Below are 17,496 nucleotides of genomic sequence, written 5' to 3' on the forward strand. Positions count from 1 at the left end.
CCGTCGTCCGTCGTCGCCGAGTGGACGACGCCGCGGGCTCAGCCGGCCACGCGCGGGCGTGCGGGCGGGATCGCCGCGAGCAGCCGGCGCGTGTAGTCCGCCTCGGGCGCCTCGAAGAGCGCGGCGGCCGGGCGCTGCTCGACCGTCCGGCCGTGCTGCATGACGAGGACGTCGTGGCTCATCTGCTGCACCACCGCGAGGTCGTGCGCGATGAACAGGTAGGTCAGCCCCAGCTCGCGCTGCAGGTCCGCGAGCAGGTCGAGCACCTTGGCCTGGATCGAGACGTCGAGCGACGCCGTCGACTCGTCCAGGATGACGACCTCGGGGTCGAGCGCGAGGGCGCGGGCGATCGAGACGCGCTGGCGCTGCCCGCCGGAGAGCTCGTGCGGGTAGCGCGACGCGAACGCCTCGGGCAGGCCCACGAGGTCGAGGAGCTCGCGCACCCGGGCGTCACGCCCGCCGTGCCGCGCCGCGAGGCGGTGCACGCGCAGGGGCTCGCCGATCGCGCCGTCCACCCGGACCCGCGGGTCGAGCGAGGAGAACGGGTCCTGGAACACCATCGCGATGCGCCGGCGCAGCGCGCGCAGCGCTGATCCGCGCGCCGCGAGCACGTCGGTGTCCTCGAGGTGCACGGAGCCGGACGATGCACGGACGAGACCGGTGAGCACGTTGGCGATCGTCGACTTGCCCGAGCCGGACTCCCCGACGATGCCGAGTGTGCAGCCGCGCCGCACGGCGAAGGAGACGTGGTCCACGGCGTGCACCGTCGAGCGGCCCGTGGGCGTCGTCACGGGGAAGTGCACGTCGAGCTCCTCGGCCCGCAGGAGGACCGGCGTGTCGGCGTCCGCCGGCGCGGGGCCGGGGTGGCCGAGCACGGGGCGTGCGGCGAGCAGCTCGCGGGTGTACGGGTGCCGGGGGCGGTCCACGACGTCGAGGATCGGCGCCTGCTCGACGGCCGCGCCCTCGCGCAGCACGACGACGTCGTCGGCGACCTGGCCGATCACCCCGAGGTCGTGACTGATCCAGACGACGGCGGTGCCGGTGCGCTCCTGCAGGTCCCGGACCAGCTCGATGATCTGGGCCTGCGTCGTGACGTCGAGCGCCGTGGTCGGCTCGTCGGCCACGAGCATCAGGGGGTCGCAGGCGAGCGCCACGGCGATCATGACGCGCTGGCGCTGGCCGCCCGAGAGCTGGTGCGGGTAGCCGTCCAGCCGCGTCTCGGGGTGGGGGATCCCGACGGCGGTGAGCAGCTCGAGCGCGCGGCTGCGCGCGGCGCGCCGGGTCAGGTGGCGGTGCACCTCGAGCGGCTCGGTGATCTGCCGGCCGAGCGTGAGCAGCGGGTTGAGCGACGTGGACGGGTCCTGGAAGACGAACCCGATCTCGTTGCCGTGCACCGCGCGCAGCGTGCGCGGGGAGGCGCCGACCAGCTGCGTGGTGCCGGCTCCGCGCAGCACGCTCGACCCGGTCACGCGCGAGGCGGGGGCGTCCAGGAGCCCGGTCGCCGCGAGCACGGTCATCGACTTGCCCGACCCGGACTCCCCGACCAGGCCGAGCGTCTGCCCGCGGTGCAGCGCGAACGAGACGCCGTGCACGATCTCGCGGCGGCCGATCGCCACCCGCAGGTCGGTGACCTCGATGACGGGGCCGTCGGCGGTCTCGGGGCTCATCGCTTCCTCCTCGCCTCGATGACGGTGCGCTGCTTGGGGTCGAGCACGTCGCGCATCCCGTCGCCGAGCAGGTTGAACGCGAGCGCGGTGACGAAGATCGCCAGGCCCGGGAACACGCTCATCCACCACGCCTGGCCGAGGAACCCCTGGGCCTCGGACAGCATGCGGCCCCACGACGGCGACGGCGGCTGCACGCCGAGCCCGAGGAAGGACAGCGCCGCCTCGGACAGGATCGCGAAGGCCAGCGAGAGCGAGGTCTGGACGATGAGGGGCCCGGAGATGTTGGGCAGGACGTGCCGGCCGAGGGTGAACCACGACGGCGTGCCCATCGTGCGCGAGGCCTGCACGTAGGGCTCGACGGCGACCGAGAGCGTCGAGGCGCGCGCCACCCGGGCGAAGATCGGGGTGTAGACGACGCCGATCGCGAGCATGGTCGTCAGCAGCCCGGGCCCCAGCACCGCCACGATCGCCAGGGCGAGCAGCAGCACGGGGAAGGCGAACATCACGTCGACGAGGCGCATGAGCACGGTGTCGAGCCAGCCGCGGGTGAAGCCCGAGACGATGCCGACCGTCACCCCGACGACGAACGCGAACGTCACCGACACGAGGGCCACCTGCAGCGAGACCCCGGTGGCGAGGACCACCCGGGAGAGCACGTCCCGCCCGAGCTCGTCGGTCCCGAACCAGTGGGCGCCCGACGGCGGCTGCAGCGCGTTGACGACGTCGACCTCGTTCTCGCCGTACGGCGCGATCCATCGGCCGAGCACGGCGAGCACCACGACGACGACGAGCACGACGGCGGCCGCGACCGTCACGGGGTTGGTCGCCAGGAGCCGCACCGCGGACAGGCGGCCGGCGGGCTCGGGGGGCACCGGGGCGCCGTCGGCGGGTTCGGCGACGCCCGGCTCGTGCGGGAGCGGGTCGGGCAGGGAGGGGTCGACGAGCGTCATGAGAGCCGGATCCTCGGGTCGATGGCGGCGTAGAGCACGTCGACGACGAGGTTCACCAGGAGGAACATCGCCGCGATGAGGAGCACCGCGCCCTGGATCAGCGGGTAGTCGCGCGCGGCCACGGCGTCGTAGACGAGGCGGCCGAGCCCGGGCCACGCGAAGACCACCTCGACCACGATGACGCCGCCGAGGATGGTCGCGAGCTGGATGCCCGCGATCGTGAGCACCGGGACGAGGGCGTTGCGCAGGATGTGGCGCAGCGTGACGATCCGCGGTGGGAGGCCCTTCGAGCGCGCGGTGCGCACGTACGACATGGAGACCACCTCGAGCACCGCGGCCCGGATGTAGCGGGTCATGATCGCGCCCGCCACGAGCCCGACCGTGAGCCCGGGCAGCAGCACGTGGCTGAGCCACCCGCCGGGGTCCTCGAGGAACGGCGTGTACCCGCTGGAGGGCAGCCAGCCGAGCGTGGCGGCGAACAGCGTGATGAGCAGGATGCCGAGCCAGAAGTCCGGGACCGAGACGCCGAGCTGGCTGCCGACGCGGATCACGGCGTCGGACACGCGCCCTTCGTGCAGGGCCGCCCAGATGCCCAGGGGTAGCGCGATGACGAGGGCGATGACGAGACCGACGACGGCGAGCGACGCCGTCGCCGGCAGCCGGTCGGCGAGGCTGACCGCGACCGGCTGGCCGGTGCGGAAGCTCACCCCGAGGTCGCCGGTCAGCGCACTCCCGACGTAGGAGACGAACTGCGCCGGGAGCGGGCGGTCCAGACCCGACGCGGCGCGCAGGGCGGTGTAGGCCTCCTCGGTGTACCGGGTGCCGAGCGCGATCCGCACCGGGTCGCCCGGCACGAGGTGGACGATCGAGAACGTCACGACCATGACACCGAGCAGCACGATCGCGGAGTAGACGACGCGGCGCGCGAGGAAGCGTGCCACGGGGTGGGCGAGGAAGGCGGGCACGGCGCTCCCGGGTGCTCGAGCCGGTTGCGTGTCCCACGGGCCGGTCGGCCCGCGGGACACGCGCCCGGCGGTGATCGTCAGGACACCTCGCTCACGCTCACTGCGCGAACGACACGCCGCGGAACCGGATCGCCTTGTCGCCGCGCGCCACGTAGTCGACCAGGTCGGGGCTCCAGGCCTGGATGACGGCGGGGTTGTAAAGGTAGATGTAGCTCGCGTCGTCGGCGATCTTCGTGGCGGCCTGGGCGTAGATGTCCTTGCGTGCAGCCTCGTCGGTCTCGGTGCGGCCGGCGTCGAGGAGTGCGTCGACCTCGGGGTTGGAGTAGCCCTGCGCGTTCGAGCCGCCGCCGGAGTGGTGCTGGCTGTAGTAGAAGTCGTCCGGGTCGAGGTTCCCGATCCAGCTCATCATGAGCATGTCGAAGTTGCCGGTGTTCTGCTCGTCGAGCCACGTCGCGAAGTCGGGGGTGCGGATGTTCATCGTGATGCCGACGTCGGCGAGGTTGGCCGCGATGATCTGCGACGCCGTCGAGGTCTCGGGGTAGTCCGAGGTCGCGAGCATGTCGATGGTCGCCGAGGTGACGCCGGCCTCGGCGAGCAGCTCCCGGGCCTTGTCGGGGTCGTAGCTGTAGGTGTCGTACGCGGTGAACCAGCCGGACGTCTCGGGGATCGCGAGCTGGTTGGCCACGGCCGTGCCGTAGCTCGTCGCCTGCAGGATCGAGTCCCGGTCGATCGCGTACGCGACCGCCTGGCGCACCCGAACGTCGTTCCACGGCTCGCGGTGCTGGTTGAGCGCGAGGTACCAGTAGTCGTTGCTCGGGCCCACGCCCAACGTCACGTCCGCGTCGCCCTCGAGGGTCTCGACCTGCTGCGGCGGGATGGTGTCGGTCCAGTCGATCTCGCCGCTGCGCAGCGCCGCGAGCGCCGTGGCCGGCTCGGAGATGAACGTGAAGCGGACCCCGCCGATCTTCGGTGCACCGCCCCAGTAGTCGGGGTTGGCCTCGAGCGTGATGTGGTCGCCGCTCACGTACTCGGTGAGGCTGAACGGGCCCGTCCCGATGGGCGCCGTCGTGATGTCGCCCGAGGTGACGTTGTCCTCCTTGACGATCGCCAGGCCCTTGTAGGAGCCGAGGCTCGAGAGCAGGTTCGGCGTCGGCTGGCTCACCGTGATGACGACCGTGTCGTCGTCGGGCGCCTCGACGCTCTCGACGGCGGAGAACCGCCACGCGGGCGAGAGGTCCTCGTCGATGATCCGGTTGTAGGAGTACACGACGTCGGCCGACGTGAACGGCGAGCCGTCCTGGAACGTCACGCCGTCGCGCAGGTGGAACGTCCACGTCAGCTGGTCCTCGGACAGGTCCCAGGACTCGGCGAGCGCGGGCTGCATCTTCAGGTCGTCGTCGGGCTCGACGAGCGTGTCGTAGACGTTCTCCAGCACCTCGAACGTGAAGTACGCCGAGGACTTGTGCGGGTCGAGCTGGTCCGGCTCGCCGCCGATCGCGGCGATCAAGACGTCATCACTGCCGCCGCTGCCGCCGTCGCTGCCACCGCCCTCGGCCGCGGTCGCATCGGCCGAGCCGTCGATGTCCACGGCGTCACCGCCACCGGAGCACGCCGCCAGCGCGAGGACCGCAGCCACCGCACCCGTCGCCGTGAGGATTCGTCGCATCATGTCGGGCTCCCACCATCGGTCAGATGATTGTTTGATCAGAATGTGACACGATCGTGGAGGCGAGGCAAGGTCTCGGCGCACCTCGTAACCAACTCGTCACATGATGAGGAAGGGCGGGCATGACGTTCTCGTTCCTCGCGCTCGACCGGACCCTCGGTGTGCTCGGCGTGGCCACGGCCTCCCGGTCGCTCGCCGTCGGCGCCGGCGTGCCCGGGCTCGACCCCGCTGCCGGCGTCGTCGTGAGCCAGGCCTGGACCAACCGCGTGCTGCGCGCGCTCGTGCTCGAGAGGTTGCGCGCGGGCGTCGGGGCGCCGGCGGCGGTCGATCTCGCCGTCGCTCGCGACGGCGGCGCACGTTTCCGTCAGGTCGGCGCCGTCGGTCTCGACGGCTCGGTCGGCGTGTTCACCGGTGCCGAGACGACCCCCTGGGCGGGCCACCGCACGGGAGAGGGGTGGCTCGCCGTCGGGAACCTGCTGGCGGGACCGGACGTGCTCGACGCGATGGTGGAGGCGTTCCACCGCCCGCGGCCGCCAGTGCGGGTCGCGACCGACGCCGCGGTGCCCGCCCCGGGCGTGGCCGTCCATCCGGACGGGATGACGGTCGGCGCGCCCGACGCCGACGACCCCGCGGCCGCCGCGCTCGGCCGGCGACTGCTGGACGCGCTGCGCGCGGGGGAGCGCGTCGGGGGCGACCGCCGCGGCCGGCAGTCCGCGGCGCTGCTCGTCGCGCGCGTGCAGCCGGTGTCGATCGCCCCGCCCCAGCTCGTCCTCGACCTGCGCGTGGACGACGGCGAGGATCCCCTCGGCGCGCTCGCGCGCCTTCTCGCGCTGCGCGAGCGCGACCTGGCTCAGCCCTCGAACGGGGTGACCGCGCCGAGGACCACCGTGACGCCGTCGGACTCGTTCGCCCACCAGTGGGGCGTGGAGCAGCCGTAGGTCGCGCTGTCGCCGACCTCGAGCGTGGCGCGGCGCTCGCCGTGCACCACGAGAAGCCGGCCCGACTCCACGGTGACGACCTCGGTGCCGAGGTGGCGGAACGGGCTGTGCTCGTTGCTGAAGCCGGGCGGGATGGTCGAGCGGATGAGCTGCAGGGTCGTCTGCTGGTGCGGGGTGAGCAGCTCGCGGCGCACGCGCTGGTGCGCGGGGGCGGCGGGGTCCACCGGCAGCAGCCGTCCGGTTCCGGCGCGGACCACGAGGTCGGTGGCGCTGTCGGCGGTGAGCAGCTTCGTCGTGGGGATCTCCAGGGCGGCCGCGATGCGGTGCAGCGCGCGATAGCTGGGGTTGCCCTGTCCGCGCTCCAGGCCCGAAAGCAGGCCGAAGCTCACGCCCGCGCGCTCGCTGAGGCTGGCCACGGACCAGCCGCGGCGCTTGCGCTCCACGCGCACGGTGTGACCGATGACGACGAGCGAGGCGTCCTCATCCTCGACGCGCTCGGGCGACGTGGGCTGTCCGCTCATGATGGGGAGCCTAGCCAGGGCAGCGACTCGAGGGGCGCCGTCGGGCACGCCGGTGCGAGGATGGGGACATGCCTTCGACCGGTCTGACCGTCGGCCTCGCGGCCGCCCTCGAGCAGTTCCCCCCGAACGAGATCGTCGCCCTCGCGGCTCAGGCCGAGCAGCACGGCTTCTCCGGCGTGATGGCCGCCGACCACGTGCAGCCCTGGGTGCCCGCGCAGGGCGAGGCGGCGTTCGTGTGGAACGTGCTGGCGGCGCTGGGGGAGCGCACGAGCGGCGACATCGGCCCGGGCGTGACGTGCCCGAGCATGCGCTGGCACCCGGCGATGGTGGCGCAGGCGTCGGCGACGCTCGCGGCGATGTACCCGGGCCGGCACTGGCTGGGCCTGGGCAGCGGCGAGGCGCTCAACGAGCACGTCGTGGCCGGGTACTGGCCCGAGGCGCCGGAGCGGATCAACCGCATGTTCGAGGCGATCGAGATCATCCAGAAGCTGTTCACGGGCTCGCTCGCGGGCAAGGACGTCAAGCACCGCGGGGAGTTCTTTCACCTGGAGTCGATGCGGCTGTGGACGATGCCCGAGGTGCCGCCGGAGATCCTCGTCGCGACCGCCGGTCCCGTCACCGCCAAGCGTGCGGGCCGGACCGTGGACGGCCTCATCACCGTGGGCGCCCCGCTGGAGAAGATCGGCGGCCTGTTCGAGAAGTTCGAGGCCGGTGCGCGCGAGGCCGGTAAGGACCCCTCGACGATGCCGCGCGTGCTGCAGCTGCACCTGTCCTGGGCGCCCACGTACGAGGAGGCGCTCGACAACGCCGTCACGCAGTGGCCGAACGGCGGCATGAAGTTCCCCAAGGGCGACATCCGCTCGCCCTTCGACTTCGCGGCGATGGCCAAGCTCGTGCGGCCCGAGGACTTCGAGGGCCGCATGGTGATCTCCGAGGACCCGGACGTGCACCGCGCCGAGATCCAGCGCTACGTCGACCTCGGCTTCGACCGCGTGTACCTGCACAACGTGGGGCGCAACCAGGCCGAGTGGGTCGAGGTGTTCGGCCGCGACGTGCTCCCGAAGCTCCACCGGTGACGGGTCTGCCCGCCACGAGCGCGCTGCAGCTCGTGGCGCCCGACGGCGTGCCCACCATCACGTCGGGCGTCGACCTCGCGGCGGTGCTCACCCCCGTGCTGGCGAACCTGCGCTGGCCCGACGGCAGCGTCGGGATCGGGAGCGACGACGTCGTGGTCGTGTCCTCGAAGATCGTCTCGAAGGCGGAGGGCCGCCTGGTGCGGGCGGCCGACCGCGAGGCGGCGATCGACGGCGAGAGCGTGCGCGTCGTGGCCACTCGCGCCTACGACGACGGACGTCCGCCGCTGCGCATCGTGGAGAACCGGCAGGGCATCGTGATGGCCGCCGCCGGCGTCGACGCCTCCAACACGCTGCCCGGAACGATCCTGCTGCTGCCCGTCGACCCCGACGAGTCCGCGCGCCGGCTGCGCCGCGGGCTCGCCGCGCGCCTGGGCGGGGTGCGGCCCGGCGTGGTCCTCACCGACTCGGCCGGCCGGCCGTGGCGCGCGGGGATCACGGACCTCGCGATCGGGGCCGCGGGCATCGTCGTGCTTGACGACCTGCGCGGCAGCACCGACGACGCCGGGCGCGCGCTCGAGGCGACGGTCGTGGCGGCTGCGGACGAGATCGCGGCCACGGCGGACCTGCTCAAGCGGCCCACCGGCGGGCGACCCGTCGCGGTGCTGCGCGGCGTGGGGCACCTCGTGACGACCGACGACGGCCCCGGCGCCCGGTCGCTCAACCGCACCGGGCCCGAGGACCTGTTCGCGCTCGGCGCGCGGGAGGCGTGGGAGCGCGGGAGGGCCGGGCAGCCGCTCGGCTGACGTGGCGCCGAGCGCTGGTTTCGGTCATGCGGCGACGTCGAGCGCTGGGTTCCGGTCAAGCGGCTGCGCCGAGCGCTGGGCTTCGGTCACCGTGGGGCTCCCTGATGACCACATCTCAGCGTTCGGCGCGAGCCGGTGACCACAACGCGGCGTTCGGCGCGGCCCGGTAGCCAGGGCTCAGCGTTCGGCGTCGACGCCCGTCCCGAGGTACGCCAGCGTCGGGGTGCCGTCGCCCGCGACGAGCACCTCCGCCCGCACGCCGTACACGCGGGCGACGAGCGCCGGCGTGACGACGTCGTGCGGGTGGCCCGCTGCCACCACGCGCCCCGCGTCGAGCACGACGGCGTGGTCGCACCACCGCAGCGCCTGGTTGAGGTCGTGCAGCACGAGGACCGCGGTCACGCCGTCGGCGTCGGCGACGTCGCGCACGAGCGCGAGCAGGTCGAGCTGCGCCGCGACGTCGAGGTGGTTCGTCGGCTCGTCGAGCAGCAGCAGGCGCGGCTCCTGCGCGAGCGCCCGGGCCACGTGCACGCGCTGCCGCTCGCCCCCCGACAGCGTCGCGACGTCGCGGGCCGCGAGGTGCGCGGCGCCGCACCGGGCGAGCAGCGCGTGCGCGAGCGCGACGTCCTGCGGCGTGTCGCCCTGCCAGCGCGAGCGGTGCGGTGAGCGGCCGAGCAGCACGACGTCGAGCACCGTGAGCGCGACGTCGGTCGGCGCCTCCTGCTCCACGAGCGCCACGCGACGGGCTCGCTCGCGCCGGCCCATCGCTCGCAGGTCCTCGCCGTCGAGCGACCAGGCGCCTGAGTCGACGTCGAGCGCCCCGACCACGGCCCGCAGCAGCGAGGACTTGCCCGACCCGTTCGGCCCCAGGACGGCCGTGAGGCGCCCGGCAGGCGCGAGGAGGCCGACGTCCGCGAGGATCGCGCGGTCGCCGACCCGCCACCGCACGCCGTCGACGGCGAACCCCACCTCCGCGTCGACGGCGCACCCCACCGGCAGGTCACCCGGCAGCCCGGGCCCGCCGTCGACGCCGACCCCGGCCCCGCCGCTCACGCAACACCCCCGCGCCGCCGCGCCAGCAGCACCGCGAAGACGGGCGCGCCGATCGCCGCGGTGAGGATCCCGACGGGCAGCTCGCGCGGCGAGATGACCACGCGCGCAGCCGTGTCCGCCCACAGCAGCACCACCGCGCCGGCGAGCGCGGCGAGCGGGAGGACGCGCGCGTGGCGCGCGCCGACGAGCAGCCGGACCGCGTGCGGCACCACCAGGCCGACGAACCCGATCGCCCCGCTCACGCTCACGAGCGCCCCGACCAGCAGCGCGACGAGCCCGAGCAGCACCCAGCGGGTCCGCGCGACGTCGACCCCGAGCGCCGCGGCCGCGGTGTCGCCGAAGGCGAACGCGTCCAGCGTGCGGCCCGACGTGAGCAGCAGCGTGCCCACGACGGCGACGGCGATCCACACGATCGCGACCGACGTCCAGGTCGCCGCGGCGAGCGTGCCCATGAGCCACCCGAGCACCTCCCGGTAGGAGTCCCCCTGGGTACCGGTGAACAGGACGAACGACGTGACGGCCGAGCACGCCTGCGCGACCGCCACCCCGGCGAGCACGGTGCGCCCCGGGGTGAGCCGCCCGCCGGACACCGCCCCGGCGAGCGCGAGCGTGGCCGCGAGGGCGAGCACGGCGCCGCCGAACGCGGCGACCGGCAGCAGCAGCGAGAGGCCGAGGACCAGCACCGCGACCGCGCCGAGGGTGGCGCCCGAGGACAGTCCGAGGAGGTAGGGGTCGGCGAGCGGGTTGCGCAGCACCGCCTGCATCACGGTGCCCGCGATCGCGAGCCCGGCGCCCACGCCGACCGCGGTGAGCAGCCGCGGCAACCGCCCCTGCCACAGGATCGCCTCCTGCACGGGCGAGAGGGGCGAGGGCCCGGCGTCGCCGCCGAACCAGCCCACCACGTACACGCGCACCGAGCCGAGGATCTGCGCGGGCGACAGGTCCGCCGGCCCGACGCCGAGCGCGAGCACCGCGGACGCGATCAGCACGAGGGCCCCGCCGACGACGAGCCAGGGGGTGGCCGAGCGGCGCGGGCGCGGACCGGACGGCGTCGGCACGGGCGGCGGCGAGGTCACGGGCACGGTCGGCGGCACTGGTTCGGGCTCGACCACGCGACGTTGCCGGCTCAGCCCTGCTGGGGCTGCGTGTCGAGCGCGGTGAGCTGCTCGTGCAGCGTCGTCACGGCCTCGACGTTGCGCACGCCCGCCTCGGTGGCCGCGAACGGCACGACGAGGTAGCGCTGCTGCTGCACGGCGGTCATCGCGGAGGTCACGGGGTTCTCGGCGAGAAACGCCTTCTTCTTCTCCGCCGAGTTCCAGACGGAGTCCACGAGCACGATGACGTCGGGGTCGGCGGCCGCGGACGCCTCCCACGAGTACGGGCCCCACCCGCCGGGCAGGTCGACGGCGACGTTGAGCAGGCCGGCCGTCTCCATGACGAGCTGCGGCGCTCCCGCTCCGGCGCCCACGAACGGCGTGTCGGTGCCCGAGGACCACCACAGCGCCGTCGGGCCGTCGCTCGGCTCGGCACCCGCGTCGTCGGCCTGGACGTCCTGCTCGACGCTCGCGAGGTCGGCGTCGAGCCGGTCGACCAGCGCGTCGGCCTCGCTCGTGCGGCCCAGCAGCGCGCCGACCTGCTCGACCTCGCCGAACACGTCGTCCCACGTCAGCGGGTCGGGCGTGTACGGCGCCTGCGTGCACGCGGACGGCGCGACGAACGTCGTGATGCCGAGGTCGGCGTAGGAGGACCGCTCGCCGGCGGCGTCCGCGGCGAACGTCGACTCCCAGCCCGCCAGGACGAGGTCGGGCTCGACCGAGAGGACGGCCTCGCGGGCGGGCATCCGGTCGCCCAGGGCGGGCACGGCCGCGAGGATCGCGGCGGAGTCCTGCGCCGTGCCGGTCGCGACCTCGCCCGACGTGATCGGGTCCGCGGGGTCGGGCGTGCCGTCCTGGTAGGCCGTCCCGACGAGCCGGTCGCCCACGCCGAGCGCGAGCACGAGGTCGGTCATCGCGGACTTGACCGTGACGATCCGCTCCGGTGCGTCCTCGCGCGTCACCGTGGTGCCGCAGTTGTCCGCCTCGAACGGCGCGTAGGCCGCGTCCGTGCCCGACGGCGACGCCAGCGTCCCCGAGGTCGCCTCGCCGTCGGCGGTGGTCGCCCCGGGCGTGGACCCGCCGGACGAGGTGCCGCCCGCGCAGGAGGCGAGCGCGAGCGTGGCGGTGAGGACGCACAGGACGGGCAGGGCGGCGGGGCGGCGCACGGGAGCTCCAGGGGCGGTCGAGCGAGGGGGAGCCGAGGTCAGGTGGACCAGGGTGCACGGGTGTGCGGCACACGAGGTGCATCGGGGCGAGCACCGGCCCCGCAGCTCGATCCTACGCCGGGGCGCGGCCCGACCGCCGCCGCGCACGGGTGCCGGCCGACCGTCGTCCGCCTGGCTCGCCGTCGCCCCGGTCCGCACTCCGCGGGGCGCGCCGTGCGGCACGATGGAGGCGTCCGTGCCCCACCCGGCGCACACCGACGAGAGGTGGATCGTGAGTTCTCCCGAGACCGCAGCCGTGACGGGCGAGGCGGACGCCGCCGACGTCCCGGGCCGTGACGAGGACCTGGACGCGCTGACCCGCCGGCTCGACCGGCAGGTCCTGCACTCGTGGTCCGCCCAGGCGTCGCTCAACCCGCTCGTCATCGCCGGCGGTGCCGGCAGCCGGGTGTGGGACCACGCCGGGCGCACGCTGCTCGACCTGTCGAGCCAGCTCGTGAACACGAACATCGGGCACCAGCACCCCGCCGTCGTCGCCGGGATCAAGGCGCAGGCCGACGTGCTCACCACGGCCGCCCCGGCCAACGCGGTGCTGGTGCGCGGCCGGGCGGCGCAGGCGGTGCTCCGGCACGCACCCGAGGGGTTCGCGAAGGTGTTCTTCACGAACGCGGGCGCGGACGCGAACGAGAACGCCATCCGGATGGCCCGCCTCGTGACGGGGCGCGAGAAGGTGGTGAGCCACTACCGCAGCTACCACGGCAACACCGGCGCCGCGATCGTCGCGACCGGCGACTGGCGGCGGATGCCGAACGAGTACGCCCGCGGGCACGTGCACGTGTTCGGGCCGTACCTGTACCGCTCGGAGTTCTGGGCCACGACACCCCAGGAGGAGTCCGAGCGCGCGCTGCGCCACCTGCGTCGCACGATCGAGGCCGAGGGCCCGGGCACGATCGCCGCGATCCTGCTGGAGACGATTCCCGGGACCGCGGGCGTCCTCGTCCCGCCGCCGGGCTACCTCGCGGGCGTCGGCGCGCTCGCGCGCGAGCACGGCATCGTCCTCATCCTCGACGAGGTGATGGCCGGGTTCGGGCGGGCGGGGGACTGGTTCGCCCACACCGCCGACGGCGTGGCGGCCGACCTCGTGACCTTCGCCAAGGGCGTGAACTCCGGGTACGTGCCCGCCGGCGGCGTGCTCGTGTCCGAGCCGATCGCGGCGGCGTTCGACGAGCGGGTGTTCCCCGGCGGGCTCACGTACTCCGGCCACCCGCTCGCGATGGCCTCGATCGTCGCGACGATCGAGGCGATGGAGCGCGAGGGCATCGTCGAGCACGCCGCCGCGATCGGCGCCGACGTCCTCGGCCCGGGCCTCGCCGCGCTCGCCGAGCGGCACGACGTCGTCGGGGAGGTCCGCGGCCGCGGGGTCTTCTGGGCCGTCGAGCTCGTCGCCGACCGCGCCACGCGCGAGCCGCTGCCCGCGAGCGCGATGGGTGCGCTGAAGAAGGACCTGGTGGCGCGCGGGGTGCTCCCGATGGTGGCGGAGAACCGCCTGCACGTCGTGCCGCCCTGCGTCATCACGCCCGACGAGGCGCGTGAGGGCCTCGCGATCATCGACGACGCGCTCGCGGCGCTGTGACGCTCCGGCCGCACTCGACCTGACCGCACCCGACGTCACCCGACCCGACCTCGCCCCACCGACCAAGCTCGACCGACCCGACCCAGGAGTGACCGTGACCGAGCAGACCAGCCCGCCCCGCGCCGTCGTGACCGGCGCCTCGACCGGCATCGGCGCCGCGACCGTGCGCGCCCTGCGCGAGCAGGGCTGGGACGTGCTGGCGACCGCACGCCGGACGGACCGCCTCGAGGCGCTCGCGCAGGAGACCGGCTGCGCCGTGTTCGCGGCCGACCTCACCGACCCCGCGCAGGTCGCGGCACTCGCCGCCCGTGCGACCGCGGGCGGCCCGCTCCGGGCGCTCGTCAACAACGCCGGGGGCGCGATCGGGCTCGACCCCGTCGCGGACGCCGACGTCGCCGACTGGCTCGGGATGTACGAGATGAACGTCCTCGCGACGCTGCGCCTCACGCAGGCGCTGCTGCCCGCGCTCGAGTCCGACGACGGAGGCGACCTCGTGTTCGTCACCTCCACCGCCGCGCACGGCGCCTACCCGGGCGGCGGCGGGTACACCGGGGCCAAGCGGGCGGAGCGGGAGATCGCGCTCACGCTGCGCCAGGAGCTCGTCGGTCGCCCCGTGCGGATCATCGAGATCGCGCCCGGCATGGTGAAGACCGAGGAGTTCGCCCTCAACCGGTTCGACGGCGACGCCGAGCGCGCCGAGAGGGTGTACGCGGGCGTCGACGAACCGCTCGTGGCCGCCGACATCGCGGACGCGATCGCCTGGACACTCACCCGTCCCGCGCACGTGAACGTCGACCTGCTGATGATCCGTCCTGTGGCCCAGGCCACGAACACGCTCGTGGCGCGGTCCGAGGGGCCCTGAGAGTCGTAGCCTCGCCTGCGTGACTTCCTCGCCCGAGCCCACGCAGCCGACCGACGAGTCCGACGAGACGCCCGTCGCACTCGAGAGCGGGTCGCCCGACGGCGAGCCCGCCACCGCCGGGCGCGCCACTGCCGTCGCGGCGCCCGACGGCGAGCCGCCCACCGCCGAGCGCGCCACCGCCGTCGCGGCGCCTCCCGCGCGGCCGGACGAGGGCGATGACCGCGCGCGCACCACGGTGCTCGAGGCGCCGCCCGCGCACCGGCACGCCGCGGGGCACGAGCCCTCCGGCGGTGCGAGCGAGGACGAGGCGAGGCCCGCTGTCGTGGTCGAGGCGCTCGGTGTCCGCACGCCGCGGCACTGGGTGTTCCGCGGCGTCCACGCGCAGCTCGCCCCGCGCTCGGTCGCGGCCGTGGTCGGGGCGGCCGGGAGCGGGCGCACGAGCCTCCTGCTCACGATCGCCGGACGGATGCGCGTGACCGCCGGCAGCGTGACGCTCGGCCAGCGCCGGATCGCGGCGGGCACGCGGGGCACGGCGCTGCGCGGGTACCGCTCGCGAGTCGCCGTCGCGCTGATCGGTGGCCACGTCGGACTCGACCCCGAGCTCACCCTGCGACACAACGTGCGCGACGCCGCGGACTGGGCCCGGGTCGACCGGCACCGCGCGCTCGACCACGTCGAGGGGTGGTGGGACCGACTGGACTTCTCGTTCGACCCCCACGCGCGGGTCTCGGAGCTCCCGGCGCTCGAGCAGCGCGCCGCGCACCTCGTCCTCGCAACCCTCGGTGCACCCGAGCTCGTCGTGATCGACGACGTCACGGCCGACCTGCAGGTCGACGATCGTCGTCGGATCTGGGAGATCGCGCGTGAGGTCGCGAGCTCCGGGCCGGTCGTCGTGGCCGCCACCCTGGACGAGCTCACCCTCGGGGCCGACACCGTGATTCGCCTCTCCCGCGACCAGCCACGGCACGCCGCACACCGCGACCAGTCCGATCCGCCCGACGGCGCGCACGCCGAGCAGCCTCGGACCGCGCCCGACAGCGGGCCGCAGGACCCCCCACCGACCCGCCGTCAGTCGATCCGCGAGACCCCCGAGGAGCCGCAGCCGTGAGGACCGTCCGCCTGGCGTGGGCCGAGATCGCCCGCCACCACCGCCCGCTGCACCGGATCGCGCTGGTCTTCCTCCTCATCGTCCCCACGCTCTACGGGGCGCTGTACCTGTGGTCGAACTGGGACCCGTACGGCAAGCTCGACCAGATCCCCGTCGCGGTCGTGAACGAGGACCAGCCGGTCGAGGTCGACGGCCGCACCGTCGACGCCGGCGAGATGGTCGTGCAGAACCTCAAGGACGACCCCATCTTCGACTGGGTCTTCACCGACGCGGCGGACGCCGCCACCGGCCTCGAGAACGGTGACTACTACCTCACGATCACCGTGCCCGAGGACTTCTCGGCACGGTTGGCCTCGGGAGCCGACGCGACGCCGCAGCGCGCCGAGGTCGAGATGCGCCGCAACGACGCCAACGGGTACGTGATCGGCGTGATGGCCGAGACGGTCCAGGCCACGCTGCACGAGCAGATCAACTCTGCGGCGACCGAGGCGTACTTCGAGTCGGTCTACGGCAACCTCGCGACCCTGCGCGACGGGATCGCCCAGGCGGACAACGGCGCCGCACAGCTGCGCGACGGCCTCGCGACCGCTGACACGGGTGCCGCGGCGCTCGCGTCCGGCCTCGTCGACGCCCAGGACGGCGCGTCCCAGCTCGCCGACGGCGCGACGCAGGTGGCCGACGGCGCGACGCAGGTGGCGGACGGCACGCAGCAGATCGCCGACGTCGTGAACCCGATCGCGGACGACCTCGTGCCCGCGATCCCCGCCGTCGCCGACGGCGCCGCGGACCTCACCACTGCCGTGGCCGACCTCACGGGCACCGTCTCGACCGGCGCCGACTCCCTCACGGCGCGGGTCGACGCCGGCAACCAGGCACTCGCGGACCTGCTCGCGGCGCACCCCGAGCTCGCTGGCGACCCGGCCTACGAGGCGCTCGCCTCCGCCGTCGGGCGCGTGGACACTCGGGTGACCGAGGTGAGCACGACGCTCGACGGGATCCACACCGACGCCCAGGCCCTGCAGAGCGACGCGCAGGCGCTGCAGAGCTCGGTGCCGGACCTGCAGAACACCGTGCGTGACGCGCAGTCGCAGGTGAACGAGCTCAACGACGGCGCGCACGAGGTCGCGACCGGGGCGGGGGAGGTGCGCGACGGCGCCGCCGAGCTCGCCACCAAGCTCACCGAGGCGAAGGACGGCGCGGCCGAGCTCTCCTCCGGCGTGACCACGGCGCACACCGGCGCCACCGACCTCGCCTCCGGGTTGGACCAGCTCGTGGCCGCGGTCCCCGCCCTCGACCCCGACCAGCGCGAGGCGAACGCCGCGATCCTCGGCGACCCGACCGACGTCACGCTCACGGTGGACAACCCCGCCGAGGTCTACGGCCGCGGCCTCGCGCCGTTCTTCTTCTCGATCGCCCTCTGGGTGTTCGGCATCGTCGTGTTCCTCGTGCTGCGCCCGACGTCGGGCCGCGCGCTCGTCTCGCGCTCGCCGTCGTGGCGGGTCGCGCTCGCGGGCTGGCTGCCGATCCTCGGCGTCGGGCTGGCGGGGTCGTGGCTGCTGCTCGCCGTCGCGGACGTCGCCCTCGGGCTCGACCCCGTGCACGCCTGGGCGTCGGTGGGGCTGATCTCCCTGGCCGTCGCCGTTTTCACGCTCATAGCGCACCTGTGCCGCAGCGCGCTGGGGCTCGTGGGCTCGGCGGTACTGCTCGTGCTGCTCATGCTGCAGCTGGCCGCGTCGGCGGGGATCTACCCGGCTCAGACGCTGCCGCCCGCGCTGCTCGCGCTGCACCCGTACCTGCCGATGACCTACCTCATCGAGGGGCTGCGGGTGACGTTCACCGGTGGCTCGCCGCAGACGCTGCAGCGCGCGGTCCTCGTCCTGGTCGGCGTCGGCGTCGCGGCGTTCGTGGGGACGTGGGCGGTCGCAGCGCGGCGGCGCACGTGGACGATGGCGGACGTGCACCCGCCGCTGGAGGACTGAGCGGCGGGACCGCGGGGA

15 protein-coding genes are annotated in these 17,496 nt (G+C 74.4%); 7 read left to right on the forward strand and 8 right to left on the reverse strand.

The features are described 5' to 3' along the window. Positions 1-38: 38 nt before the first annotated feature. The 4 genes from AC3AQ1_RS14630 to AC3AQ1_RS14645 form a co-directional block, all read right to left on the reverse strand. Positions 39-1,667 (reverse strand): ABC transporter ATP-binding protein, encoded by a 1,629-nt coding sequence (locus AC3AQ1_RS14630; protein ID WP_108719585.1) that lies wholly within the window; start codon positions 1,665-1,667, stop codon positions 39-41. Beyond that, a complete protein-coding gene (locus AC3AQ1_RS14635; protein WP_108719586.1) occupies positions 1,664-2,617 on the reverse strand; it encodes an ABC transporter permease in 954 nt (317 codons plus the stop codon). Before AC3AQ1_RS14635 ends, AC3AQ1_RS14630 begins: the two co-directional genes overlap by 4 nt. Then, positions 2,614-3,582, reverse strand: a complete 969-nt coding sequence (locus AC3AQ1_RS14640; protein WP_234417543.1) for an ABC transporter permease — start codon at positions 3,580-3,582, stop codon at positions 2,614-2,616. The genes AC3AQ1_RS14635 and AC3AQ1_RS14640 overlap by 4 nt, the downstream gene beginning before the upstream one ends. Before the next feature lie 97 nt (positions 3,583-3,679). Beyond that, entirely contained in the window at positions 3,680-5,251 is a 1,572-nt protein-coding gene (locus AC3AQ1_RS14645) for an ABC transporter substrate-binding protein (RefSeq protein ID WP_108719587.1), read from the reverse strand. A gap of 119 nt (positions 5,252-5,370) precedes the next feature. On the opposite strand from AC3AQ1_RS14645, the gene AC3AQ1_RS14650 reads away from it, so the two are divergent. Beyond that, positions 5,371-6,186 carry a DUF1028 domain-containing protein gene (locus AC3AQ1_RS14650; RefSeq protein ID WP_108719588.1) on the forward strand — a complete coding sequence of 272 codons (816 nt, stop codon included), beginning with the start codon at positions 5,371-5,373 and terminating at the stop codon, positions 6,184-6,186. Here the strand turns inward: AC3AQ1_RS14650 and AC3AQ1_RS14655 are convergent. Beyond that, entirely contained in the window at positions 6,099-6,707 is a 609-nt protein-coding gene (locus AC3AQ1_RS14655; protein ID WP_108719589.1) for a helix-turn-helix domain-containing protein, read from the reverse strand. The genes AC3AQ1_RS14650 and AC3AQ1_RS14655 overlap by 88 nt on opposite strands. Positions 6,708-6,775: 68 nt before the next feature. On the opposite strand from AC3AQ1_RS14655, the gene AC3AQ1_RS14660 reads away from it, so the two are divergent. Next, complete coding sequence (locus tag AC3AQ1_RS14660) at positions 6,776-7,783, forward strand: TIGR03557 family F420-dependent LLM class oxidoreductase (RefSeq protein WP_108719590.1); 1,008 nt, start codon at positions 6,776-6,778, stop codon at positions 7,781-7,783. Continuing rightward, positions 7,780-8,586, forward strand: coding sequence for a coenzyme F420-0:L-glutamate ligase (cofE, locus tag AC3AQ1_RS14665; protein WP_234417544.1), 807 nt, complete (start codon positions 7,780-7,782; stop codon positions 8,584-8,586). Before AC3AQ1_RS14660 ends, cofE begins: the two co-directional genes overlap by 4 nt. Positions 8,587-8,763: 177 nt before the next feature. Here the strand turns inward: cofE and AC3AQ1_RS14670 are convergent, their stop codons facing one another. The 3 genes from AC3AQ1_RS14670 to AC3AQ1_RS14680 are packed head-to-tail and all read right to left on the reverse strand — an operon-like array spanning position 8,764 to position 11,899. After that, positions 8,764-9,639 (reverse strand): ABC transporter ATP-binding protein, encoded by an 876-nt coding sequence (locus AC3AQ1_RS14670; RefSeq protein ID WP_234417545.1) that lies wholly within the window; start codon positions 9,637-9,639, stop codon positions 8,764-8,766. Continuing rightward, the gene (locus tag AC3AQ1_RS14675) at positions 9,636-10,715 is read right to left on the reverse strand and encodes a putative F420-0 ABC transporter permease subunit (RefSeq protein ID WP_370445292.1); all 1,080 of its coding nucleotides are present in this window, start codon (positions 10,713-10,715) and stop codon (positions 9,636-9,638) included. Before AC3AQ1_RS14675 ends, AC3AQ1_RS14670 begins: the two co-directional genes overlap by 4 nt. A gap of 50 nt (positions 10,716-10,765) precedes the next feature. Then, the gene (locus AC3AQ1_RS14680) at positions 10,766-11,899 is read right to left on the reverse strand and encodes an ABC transporter substrate-binding protein (RefSeq protein WP_108719592.1); all 1,134 of its coding nucleotides are present in this window, start codon (positions 11,897-11,899) and stop codon (positions 10,766-10,768) included. A 271-nt stretch (positions 11,900-12,170) separates the two neighbouring features. Between AC3AQ1_RS14680 and AC3AQ1_RS14685 the strand changes: the two genes are divergently transcribed. The 4 genes from AC3AQ1_RS14685 to AC3AQ1_RS14700 all read left to right on the forward strand — a co-directional run bounded on the left by AC3AQ1_RS14685 (position 12,171) and on the right by AC3AQ1_RS14700 (position 17,478). Continuing rightward, positions 12,171-13,529, forward strand: coding sequence for an aspartate aminotransferase family protein (locus AC3AQ1_RS14685; protein WP_370445293.1), 1,359 nt, complete (start codon positions 12,171-12,173; stop codon positions 13,527-13,529). A gap of 94 nt (positions 13,530-13,623) precedes the next feature. Then, positions 13,624-14,391 (forward strand): SDR family NAD(P)-dependent oxidoreductase, encoded by a 768-nt coding sequence (locus AC3AQ1_RS14690; RefSeq protein WP_108720262.1) that lies wholly within the window; start codon positions 13,624-13,626, stop codon positions 14,389-14,391. A 19-nt stretch (positions 14,392-14,410) separates the two neighbouring features. Continuing rightward, a complete protein-coding gene (locus AC3AQ1_RS14695) occupies positions 14,411-15,499 on the forward strand; it encodes an ABC transporter ATP-binding protein (protein WP_159096586.1) in 1,089 nt (362 codons plus the stop codon). Continuing rightward, positions 15,496-17,478, forward strand: a complete 1,983-nt coding sequence (locus AC3AQ1_RS14700; RefSeq protein ID WP_108719595.1) for a YhgE/Pip domain-containing protein — start codon at positions 15,496-15,498, stop codon at positions 17,476-17,478. Before AC3AQ1_RS14695 ends, AC3AQ1_RS14700 begins: the two co-directional genes overlap by 4 nt. The last annotated feature ends 18 nt before the right edge of the window (positions 17,479-17,496 follow it).

It is taken from the genome of Miniimonas sp. S16 (assembly GCF_057748195.1).